Below are 11,094 nucleotides of genomic sequence, written 5' to 3' on the forward strand. Positions count from 1 at the left end.
GATCTTATTTTATTATTCATAGTTGTTGGAATTGCAATTATTATATTAATAAATAATTATAAGTTGATTTATACTGTAGCGCTATTTTGCTTGAAAAATTAGTAAAAATAACTAAATATGGAACAAGTGTCCAAGGGTGTATCAAAAATGTTACACCCTTGGACACTTGAAAGATTTATTTGACAGAAATTATATCTACACTTTTTAATGCTATACTAGAGTTTCTATTTAACTTTAATATATTTCACATCACTATATAAGCTATAATAATTTTTATCATCAACTCTTCGATAAGCTTTAATTTTATAATAATAAGTTTTTGAAGATGAAAGATTACTGTTTGTATATGAAGTAGTACTTCCACTAGTTATGGTTTTTACTAAAGAATAAGTACCTTTTTTAGAAGTCGATCTATATATTTTATAACCTGATGCATTGTTTATTTTATTCCAAGAAATAGTAACCTTTTTTTTCAGTGAAGATTTTAATTTGATACTAGGTTTTAACGGATTTGTAACTGCTACTGTTTTTGTATAATTACCATAATATGTAGTACCATTTGCTCTTTTTATAGGTTTAATTCTATAAGAATATTTTGTAGCATACTTACGATTTCTATCCGTATAATTTAAAACGCTATTACCTTCCACAGTTGCAATTCTCACATATGTTTTGCTTGTAGTATTGTATCTATATATAGCATATCCATCAGCACTTGAAACTTTATTCCAATTTAATTTTATTGTTGATGGAGTTGTTGAATTTACAGTAAAAGATGTAGTAGACTTTGGATTTATTTTAAAATTAATATCATAAGATCCTGAATATGCTCCCATACCTTTTATTCTTATTGTGGCTGTTCCCACATTTTTATTGTTTAAATACTCAACAGTGTAATCAACATTTTTAACTAAGTTTCCTTGAGTAGAAGAAACTAATACACTTGGCTTAATATATTTACCTGTGTAAGTTTGATTTTCTACTTTAGAAAAATTCAAATTTTTTATATTAATAGTATGATAGTTATATGTAAAGTTAGCATCAGATAAAGTTTTTTCTGTTAGGCTATCTTTATGAACATAAAGTTTTGCATATCTTGCTTTTGGAAAGGCATCTTCACCAATATATTCAATATTACTTGGCAAATATACATCACCAAGCTTATTGCAACTTGAAAAAGCATGCTTATAAATTTTAGTGACACTTTCAGGAATTTGTATATTTGTTAAATTAAAACAAGCACCAAAAGCATTTGGTCCAATTTCTAATAAATTTTTAGGAAAATCAATATTAGTTAAACTTATGCAATAATAAAATGCATCACGATAAATATATTTCACAGAATCTGGAATAGAAACATTTTTAAGAGCGTAACATGAAAGAAACATTTCAGTAGGTATATACTCTAATTTAGCTTTTATACTCATATCTGTAAGTTTTTCACAATCCATAAAGGCTCTAGAACCGACCTTTTCAACACTAGGTGGAATTACAACAGATGTAATATTTTCACATCTAATAAAAGCACTATAACCTATAGTTTTTAATTTATTAGGTAAATTAAGATTACCTTCTAGACCACAGGATTCAAAAGCATTTTCCCCAATAGAAGTTAAGTTTTTAGAAAAAGTAAACTTTTTTAGCTCTGGTATTAATGCAAAGGCATAATCTCCAATTTTATTAATATTTTCACTGTTTTCAACTTTTTCTAAAGCTGTTGCTATGAAAGTATTATCTTTTATTTGTGTTATTTTAGAAGGAATATAAATACTATCTAGTTTATAGCAGTTTTCAAAAGCTGCTTCACCAAGGTATTCCAATGAGTCGTAAAGATCTATATTATTAAGTACTTTACAATTTTTAAAGGCACTATTTCCTATGGATTTTAAGTTTTTACTAAGTTTTGCACTTTCTAATCTTATACAACCTTGAAAAGCTGATTCTCCTATTTCAGTTACATTTTCTAGATTTATATTTTCTAAAAACTCGCAACTTGAAAAAGCAAATTCATCGATTTTAGTTAAACCTTCAGGTAGTTCTATGCTACTTATATTTGCATTATCAAAAACACCCCAACTTAAGCTTGTTAAGTTTTTAGATAGGGTAATCTCTGTAATAGAAGTATTTGAAAAAGCACCTTCACCTAGAGTAGTCACACTGTCTGGTAATATTAATTTTTTTATATTCACATTGCTTCTAAAAGCATCTTTCCCAATGCTTTCTAATGTACTTGGAAAATCTGCAGTGGAAAGAGCATAGCAGTCATAAAAAGCATAATCACCTATGGAAGTCAAATTTTTTGGATAATTAATAGTTCTTAAATTGTGACAATTTTCAAAAGCACCATCTTCAATGGTTATTAGACTATCTGGCAAGGTTACACTTATCATTTTTTTGCTACTTAAAGCATTTTCTCCAATAGTTGTTACACCATTTGGAACTGTCACATTTTCAGCATCCCCCGTATACATAATTAGCACATTATCTTCAATAATAAAATCATCACTAGAAGATGTAGTTGATGATGTTAAATCAACAATTTGTGCAAAAGTTTCATTTCCACCAGAAATTAAAATTAAACAAGCTACTAAGAATAAGACGCTTATTTTTTTAAAATAATTTAACATAAATACCTCCCATTAATTTCAAATCTGTATAATTTTATTTTACATTATATAGCTTTGAATGACATTATTTATTTATGTTTTTTTTAAGAATCTTATGATAAGTAAAAATCATTTGTATTTACATAAATTTTTTGAATGTTAAATTTAGTTGACAAAATTTCAATTTTACTTGGTAGAAAATAACTTATCTTTAAAGTATACTATACCTACAAGTTAACTTGGAATAAATGAAAAGGTTGTGATTATTATGCTATTAGGAGATAAAATATTGAATTTACGCAAAAAAGCTGGTTTATCTCAAGAAGAAGTTGCCAATAAATTAGATGTATCTAGACAAACTGTAAGTAAGTGGGAAGCGAACCAAACAGTTCCTGAGTTAAAAAAAATAAAACTATTAAGCCAACTATATAATGTAAGTTATGATTATCTTATAAGTAAGAGTAATCCAAGTGGTGATATTACGAGTATAGAAATGATAGTTGATGAAATTGATTGGACTAGTGCCTGGAGTAAAAAATATTCAATTTTAGCTTCGTATCAAGGTATCCAAGAAGTAAATGCTTATTGTGAGAAAATATCAAATTTATATGATGAGTTCAAAAATGAATTTAATTTTAATGACCAAGATACAGTATTAGTTTTAAAAGATATCCTTTACCAAAAATATAAAATAGAAAAAACTAAGTAAACTAAAAGTTATTTGTGAGACTTTAATTCACAATTTTAACATATTACGAACTAGAAGAGTAGTAGCTATTGATATGCTTCTACTTTTTCTATAATGGTGGATAATAAATCTAATTATATTGGTATAATAGCTAAGATAATTATTTTAAAGAATAAAGGAAACTGGAGAGATAAACAAAGAGGGACTATACGTAAGTTGACGGTTTAGAATTGTTGAAATTTGGAACCTATTATATTATCTTATAGTAAGAGATAAGATAATGGTAAAGAGGGGTTCGGTACGATTCATCTCCACCATTCAAACCCTCAAAACGAGGATAAGGAACTACTAAGTTTATAACTTAGTAGTTTTTTGTTAAAAGTGTACAAGCCTAACAAAGTTTTGGCATGAGATATAAAACTAGTTTAGCTTAGACTAATAATTAAAGATTTTATCATTGCTCCACAAACATCTATTAATACAATATCCCTACTTTATTTATATCAAATATATTTACCTGGTATTATTTTGTCATATTATGGTTGACTTATAAATAATTGGTGCTACAATTTAATTGCCATAAATCTATATGGTATTAGTTGATTCTTTTAATGCACAAAGATATACAAATTGAAAGTTACATTTAAGAAAAAACTATATGGTTTAGTAGAAGACAAAAATACAAAAAAGAAGAGGGAATATGAGATGAATATAGTAGAAAGAATTGAAAACTTACGTAAAGTTATGCAAGAAAAAAACATTGATGCTTACATAGTACCTACTGCTGATTTCCACCAAAGTGAATATGTTGGAGAGTATTTTAAATCTAGAAAATTCATCACTGGATTTTCAGGATCTGCTGGTACTGCAATTATAACAAAGACTGAAGGTCGCCTTTGGGTAGATGGAAGATATTTTATACAAGCTGCTAAACAACTTGAAGGTACTACAGTTGAGTTAATGAAAATGGGTGAACCAGGAGTTTTAACTATAGAGGAGTATTTAAAAGAAACATTAAAATCTGGAGAAACATTAGGTTTTGATGGGCGTGTAGTATCAGTAGGTGAAGGTCAAGAATATGAAAAAATAGCAAAAGCAAATCATGCAAAAGTTAATTATAATGAAGACCTTATAAGTGAAATTTGGAATGATAGACCAGAGCTTTCAAAAGAACCAGCATTTGCATTGGACATTAAATATACAGGTGAATCAACATCAGATAAATTAAAAAGAATTAGAGAAGAAATGGATAAAGCAGGGGCATCTATTCATGTTCTTACAACTTTAGATGATATATGTTGGACATTAAATATAAGAGGAAATGACATTGAGTTCTTCCCACTAGTTCTTGCATATGCAATAATTACTAAAAATACTGTAGAGTTATACATTGATGAGAGTAAATTAGATGATGAGATGAAGTCAAATCTTGCTAAAGACTCTGTTGTACTTCATCCATACAATGATATATATGAAGATGCAAGAAAAATTGGAGAAAATGAAGTTGTACTTCTTGATCCATCAAAAGTAAACTATGCACTTTATAACAATATTCCATCAAATGTATTAAAAGTAGAACAAAGAAATCCAGAGATTTTATTTAAAGCTATCAAAAATCCAGTAGAGATTGAAAATATCAAAAAAGCACAAATCAAAGATAGTGTTGCACATGTTAGATTTATGAAATGGTTAAAAGAAAATGTAGGTAAAACTACAATTACTGAAATTAGTGCATCTGAAAAATTAGACGAACTTCGTGGTGAAATGGGTAACTTTATACGTCCAAGTTTTGAACCAATATCTTCTTTTGGAGAGCATGGTGCAATAGTTCATTATGTATCAACTCCAGAGACAGATGTTGAATTAAAAGAAGGAAGCTTGTATTTATCAGATACAGGTGCAGGTTTCTATGAAGGATCTACTGATATAACAAGAACTTTTGCTCTTGGGGAAATTTCACAAGAAATGAAAGACAACTTTACACTAGTTGCAATCAGTAATATGCAACTTGGAAGTGCTAAATTCTTAGAAGGATGCACAGGTATGACACTTGATATGCTTGCAAGAAAACCATTCTGGGATAGAGATCTGAACTTCAACCATGGTACAGGTCACGGTGTGGGATATCTTTTAAATATTCACGAGGGTCCAACAGGGTTCCGTTGGCAATATCGTAGTGGAGAAATAGAACCACTTCATGAAGGTATGATTATAACAAATGAACCTGGTATTTATATTGAAGGTTCTCATGGTATACGTTTAGAAAATGAGTTACTTTGCAAAAAAGGTACTAAAAATGCATACGGACAATTTATGTACTTTGAAGCAATAACATTTATTCCAATGGATTTAGACGCAATTAATCCAGATATAATGACAGCTGAAGATAAGAAACTATTGAATAATTACCACCAAGAAGTATTTGATAAAGTTTCACCATTCTTAAATGAAGAAGAAACTGAGTGGTTAAGAAAATATACAAGAGCGATTTAATAAATAAATACACTTTTCAGTGAGTTATCACTGGAAAGTGTATTTTTAAATTGAGCAAATTAAATAACACCTAACCTTAAAAACAATACTTTTATATCAATAGTATAGCCATTAATATAAAATCAGTGGCTTTTCTGATATAATTAAGGGATAAATGGGAATTTGTAGCGGAGATTATTTATAAATAATGAGAAAATAAATTTCAGTTTGGTAACATGGCAAACAGGAGTTGAAATTTCAAATTTAGAGGGGAGATATAACATATATGAAATTATTTAAAATTTATTTTAGTCCAACAGGTGGAACTAAAAAAGTAGCAGATTTAATAAGTGGACAATTTGATTTTGAAACAACAGAAATAGATTTGTCTAATAGTATGGAAGATTTTTCAAAATTTACATTTAGTGAAAAAGACCTTTGTATTATAGCAGTTCCATCTTTTGGTGGGCGTGTACCCATGGCAGCAATGTCTAATATTAAGAAGCTAAATGGAAATGGTTCAAAAATTATTTTAGTAGCAACATACGGAAATAGAGCATATGAAGATGTATTGTTAGAATTGAAAGATACATTAACAACATTAGGATTTTTCTGCATTGCAGCAATTGCTTCAGTTACAGAACATTCCATTATGCATCAATTCGCAACTGGAAGACCAGATTTACAAGACAAAGAAGAATTAATAAGATTTTCTAGTGAGATTAAAGAAGTCTTGAAACATGGAGAAGTTACTAAAGATTTGTATGTACCAGGGAATAATCCATATAAAGAATATAAGGTTATTCCTTTAGTTCCACAGGTGAGACAAGAATGCGAGAAATGTGGTCTATGCGCTACAAAATGTCCAGTTGATGCTATTTCAAAAGATAATCCAATGTTGGTAGATAAAGAAAAATGTATCTCATGCATGCGTTGTGTAGCTATTTGTCCAAATAAAGCTCGAAGTGTAAATGAAGAGTCATTATTGGCAATTTCAAAAAAATTAGAAAAGGCATGTTCTGAAAGGAAAATGAATGAACTGTTTTTATAAATATTAAACTAATTTATTATAAGAGTAAAATATAAAAGTTAACACCATAAAATCCAATTTGCTAAGTATGTTTAATTCACCAATGTTATATAATGCTACAAAATAAATTACCAAAGGGATATTATATAGTTTGTATGATATTTATACTAGCTGTTCTAATTAATTTTTCCTATGTTGATAGAAATGCACAAATATTAATTGATTTTGGACCTTACCATGCTTATGTATCAGATGTGGGGTTAGCTTTTGTGATAGGAATTATTAATTTGAGGGATTTAATTGCATATGGTGATTCCATATTTGTTATTGGGTCAATTAGTTTTTTATGTGTGTTTGCTTATCTTGTTTTTATTATTTCAAAAAAAGTTAAAGAAACATTAAGTAAGTAAATAAGGAGATCAGTTAATGAACTTGTATTTTAATAAGTTGACAGTTCAACATTGCTTTGAATTGAAAAAGTGTGTTTCATTTGATATATTGCCATATGAAAGTCCATATCATGAGGTTGAAGATATAGAGAATGAAGAGTTACAATGTAGGGAAGAGTATGTTGATTCCTGTGTTAATTATGCTTGTAAAGTATGGAATAGTTGTAATTTTTCTGATAAATTAACTGTAATATATGAAGACAAATATAACAGTTCTAAAAAAAGAGAAAATGAGTTTGTTGAAATGTGTTTGGATTCTTTTGAAGGAGCTACTTTTCCTTTTGAATGGATTGATGATGAGGAAATATATTATGGAACAAGATATATTTGGGAAACAAATAAAATATATATTCATAAACTTTTTAGGAAGATTATTATTTCTGATATAGGAGATGATACTGAGCTTGATTGTGCAGTATACATAATAGATAAAGAAACAGATAATGTGTTTTTTCTTTATGATGACAGGGGGATACATGTATTCTCCAATGATTGTATGTTTATAGAAAAAATTAAATCAAATAAAAATATATTATTTTAATAGAAACTATCAGTTATAAAATGTAAGGGGGGACTACATGGGAAAATCGTGGAGTAGATTAAGAAAAGAGTTAGAGGAAGAATTTTTATGTGAAAGTTTGAGGGGACGTGTCCAATATTTTTTGACACATTATCATGGAGCGCCAGATAATTATGGAAGATTTTGTGTTAGGGTTGATAAAAATGAGTATGCTAAGGCCAATCCATATGCATATGGTGTGAAGGGATACTATGAATTAGAAGATTTGACTAAAGAAGAACGTGGTATTCCAGAGAGACAATGGACTGATAAGGGATATTTGTATGATGAAGAAAATCGTGATATTGAAGATGAAGTCGTAAATATATCAATAAATAATGGAGATTTTGATATTTACAATATCACAGATGCAATTATAGAATATAAAGAATTACCTATTGCAAAAAGCATTGTATCAGAAAATCCAATTGTTAGGATGTTTGCTGTAATGGATAGACGTATAGGAAAAAGAACACTTAAAAAATTAGCAGAGGAAATTGATCTACAACCCCAATGGCTACAATTTTTCTACAAACTGCGTCTAGATTCTGAAAATATTAATTATTATAGTAAATATGTATAAATTTAATGACAAAATACAAAGGGTAATCAATATGATTTAATTGGTTGTTGATAGATAAAAAATTAATATATAAAATGGATAAATGGGAATTTGCATAAAGACTTAGCAGGTAAAAATCGGGATATCTATCCCGATTTTTTAATTTCCAACCTTGTTGCTTGAGCAGCTGTTGGCCATATGAAGTAGAGTGCCAACGCAGTGGCTTAAAGTGTTTCAACAACACGTCGCTCAAGCGAAGCGAATTTTTTATTCCATATAAATAGTTTATAATAGTTAGCTAATTATTTTTATTTTTGTAAGATAATTTATAAATTTTTTAATAAAAATATTACAGATGCTTGAGTAAATAAGTGAAAATAAGAAAAATATTAAAAAAGTTAAAGTAGTTGAAAAAGAGCTAGCTAAATCTACAAAGGACACAATACCTACTATATAAGTTAAAAATATTATCCCAAGAGATAGTGCTACACTTGAAGATAGTATAGAAATTACTATTCCCTTCCTAAAAAGTAATGTTCCTATAACAATGCCTAGTAAACCTGTAGTGAAAAGCAGAATTATTGATTCTTGGATACTAATCATAGTAAGAATTAGTACTGAAGAAAAAAATACAGCAAGACCAAGAGGTATACTAGAAAAAGCAGCTATTGCAATAGGTATAGTGCTTAATGGACTTAAGAACAATCCAATAGTTGGTAAAAATATAGGTGCTGATTGAAATATAACAGCTAATGTTGTTAATATGCCTCCAACACAAATAAACCTGCTTATATTCATTTTATTCAACTTTAATGCCTCCTTGTATAATATAGTTGTCATATTTGATAGAAAGTGGAGCGTCTACATACTGGCTTAAAATTGCATAGCGCCCACGCTGTGGCTCAAACGAAGGGAATTTTTTTATAATCTAAGGAACAATCTCAAAAATAGTACCTTTGCCAAAATCAGCCACATTGGCAGAGGCATAAACCCCTAAATAAAGTCTGGTTTGATTCATATTTGCCCCCAAACAAACATAATAAGCTGACTCAGAGCCAAAATCATAATCAGTTTCAATAACACTAAAATCATTTAGTTTAGAATCTTTTGTTGATTTTGTATAAGCTAAAACACCTTTCACTGGAGGTTTGGACTCTTCATTTTGGGCAAAATCAGTAAACACAACGCTTCCTGTTAAATCTGGTATATTGTTTCCCATATATGGCTGAACCCCTGTAAGAGCAGAACCATCAAATTTATCTGGTCGTGAATCCTTATGAAAATAACAGGCTAGAGGTGAAATACGCTGTGATGAAGTTTTTACTGCTTCATTGTAATAAGTAATTGTTATCTCGTTCAAAGTTGGACTTTCAGAGCAATCTCCTATAAGTGAAGTAGGTAAAGTACCTTCCCATCCACGCCAACCAAAGTTAATAAATTTTTCTTGTTCAGGTTGGGATTTTAAATGAGATTGAACAAGATTAGTAACTGGCATTGGTCTATAATTAACAAATGAAAAAATTGACTCTACTAAATCCTGTCCAACATTCCCCACATACTTTATATATTGGTTATAAAACTTTTGAAATGAAATTCCAGGGATATTGCGAACTCCTTTGGCCATTACAGTAAGGGTTTCTTGAATAGATATAGGAAGCTCATCAAAACGTGTGACTACAGGCGGATCATTGATTAATGAATTCTTGTTTACATCAATTTCAATTATTTTACCACAGATTTCCATATTATCCTGACTTAAGTTAAATGGATCATAGCCTGATCCACCATCTCCTGTTGTTAAAACAAGTTTTCCATTTTCAGGTGAAAAGTTTAAGCTATTAACACCATTATGATTGAGAAATGGTCTTCTTAGATTAAGCAATGTTCTTATTTTTTTAGGTTGGCCATTAGGTTGTAAAACCCATTCTTCAACTGTATCAATATGATCATATTTAGTATCTCTATTAGTCCATTTTAGATTTAAAGTTTCTATGTCACATGGGTTAGGTTTAAAAGGTTTTGAAAGAGCACCCGGACCTTGTGTTCCTGCTACTGAATAATGAAGATAAAATAGACCATTATAATAAAATGCTGGATGAAAGGCTAGACCTAGCAGACCTCGTTCATCATATCCACCACTAGAAGTACCTAGTTCTATTATTCGAGGGCGAATATCTAAAAAAGTATTTATAGCTCCCTTTGATATATAAAATATTCTTCCTACCTGAGTTGCAATAAATAAACTCTCACTTGAATCACCTGGCATGATAGTTGTTTTCAAAACAGTGGGTAAATCTATATTCTTAACAATAGGCTGTAAACTAACTTTAATTTTCTTCATTTAATACATACTCCTTCTTATTATTTGCTATAGATAATCAAGTTCAATTTTTAACATATTTTTAGAGCAATGTTGATTTTTAAGCAGTGTGATTTAAAATGTTTGATTGAATTATGAAGATGTTTATCTATATTACAATAATATGATTAGAACTATTGCATTAATACAGAATTGTGCCTAGAAATCCCTGGAGAGCAGTATTTTAGAATCTAATATAATAGAAGTAGCAATTCAAGTTACTTCATGGCTTAAGAATTTATGTAAATAACTGGATACTTCATAGGCTTTTGCTATTTTTAGGATAATACTATTATTGATGATACTGTTATTATAGAAAAATATCACATTTTGATAATAAACTGGTAAATAAATAAAAAGAATTTAGTA

Annotated in this window: 9 protein-coding genes; 6 read left to right on the plus strand and 3 right to left on the minus strand. The window is 29.0% G+C overall.

The genetic code is table 11. The annotated features are described in order from the left end of the window. Nucleotides 1-224: 224 nt before the first annotated feature. Complete coding sequence (locus NSA58_RS09665) at nucleotides 225-2,627, minus strand: leucine-rich repeat protein (protein ID WP_074429240.1); 2,403 nt, start codon at nucleotides 2,625-2,627, stop codon at nucleotides 225-227. A 247-nt stretch (nucleotides 2,628-2,874) separates the two neighbouring features. Here NSA58_RS09665 and NSA58_RS09670 point away from each other — a divergent pair, with 247 nt between their 5' ends. The 6 genes from NSA58_RS09670 to NSA58_RS09695 all read left to right on the plus strand — a co-directional run bounded on the left by NSA58_RS09670 (nucleotide 2,875) and on the right by NSA58_RS09695 (nucleotide 8,387). Next, complete coding sequence (locus NSA58_RS09670; protein WP_074429239.1) at nucleotides 2,875-3,315, plus strand: helix-turn-helix domain-containing protein; 441 nt, start codon at nucleotides 2,875-2,877, stop codon at nucleotides 3,313-3,315. A 684-nt stretch (nucleotides 3,316-3,999) separates the two neighbouring features. Continuing rightward, entirely contained in the window at nucleotides 4,000-5,787 is a 1,788-nt protein-coding gene (locus NSA58_RS09675; protein WP_257560417.1) for an aminopeptidase P family N-terminal domain-containing protein, read from the plus strand. A gap of 265 nt (nucleotides 5,788-6,052) precedes the next feature. Next, complete coding sequence (locus tag NSA58_RS09680) at nucleotides 6,053-6,817, plus strand: 4Fe-4S binding protein (RefSeq protein ID WP_074429238.1); 765 nt, start codon at nucleotides 6,053-6,055, stop codon at nucleotides 6,815-6,817. A 134-nt stretch (nucleotides 6,818-6,951) separates the two neighbouring features. Beyond that, the gene (locus NSA58_RS09685) at nucleotides 6,952-7,206 is read left to right on the plus strand and encodes a hypothetical protein (protein ID WP_074079113.1); all 255 of its coding nucleotides are present in this window, start codon (nucleotides 6,952-6,954) and stop codon (nucleotides 7,204-7,206) included. A gap of 16 nt (nucleotides 7,207-7,222) precedes the next feature. Beyond that, nucleotides 7,223-7,786, plus strand: a complete 564-nt coding sequence (locus tag NSA58_RS09690; protein WP_257560418.1) for a DUF3885 domain-containing protein — start codon at nucleotides 7,223-7,225, stop codon at nucleotides 7,784-7,786. Between the two features lie 37 nt (nucleotides 7,787-7,823). Then, complete coding sequence (locus tag NSA58_RS09695; protein WP_039680061.1) at nucleotides 7,824-8,387, plus strand: SF0329 family protein; 564 nt, start codon at nucleotides 7,824-7,826, stop codon at nucleotides 8,385-8,387. A 273-nt stretch (nucleotides 8,388-8,660) separates the two neighbouring features. On the opposite strand, the gene NSA58_RS09700 is transcribed toward NSA58_RS09695, so the two are convergent. Next, nucleotides 8,661-9,164: a hypothetical protein gene (locus tag NSA58_RS09700; protein ID WP_257560420.1), complete on the minus strand. Its 504-nt coding sequence runs from the start codon at nucleotides 9,162-9,164 to the stop codon at nucleotides 8,661-8,663. A 130-nt stretch (nucleotides 9,165-9,294) separates the two neighbouring features. After that, entirely contained in the window at nucleotides 9,295-10,707 is a 1,413-nt protein-coding gene (locus NSA58_RS09705; protein WP_257560419.1) for a PQQ-dependent sugar dehydrogenase, read from the minus strand. Nucleotides 10,708-11,094 lie beyond the last annotated feature (387 nt).

The sequence above is a fragment of the Terrisporobacter muris genome, assembly GCF_024621905.1.
Lineage (GTDB): Bacteria > Bacillota > Clostridia > Peptostreptococcales > Peptostreptococcaceae > Terrisporobacter > Terrisporobacter muris.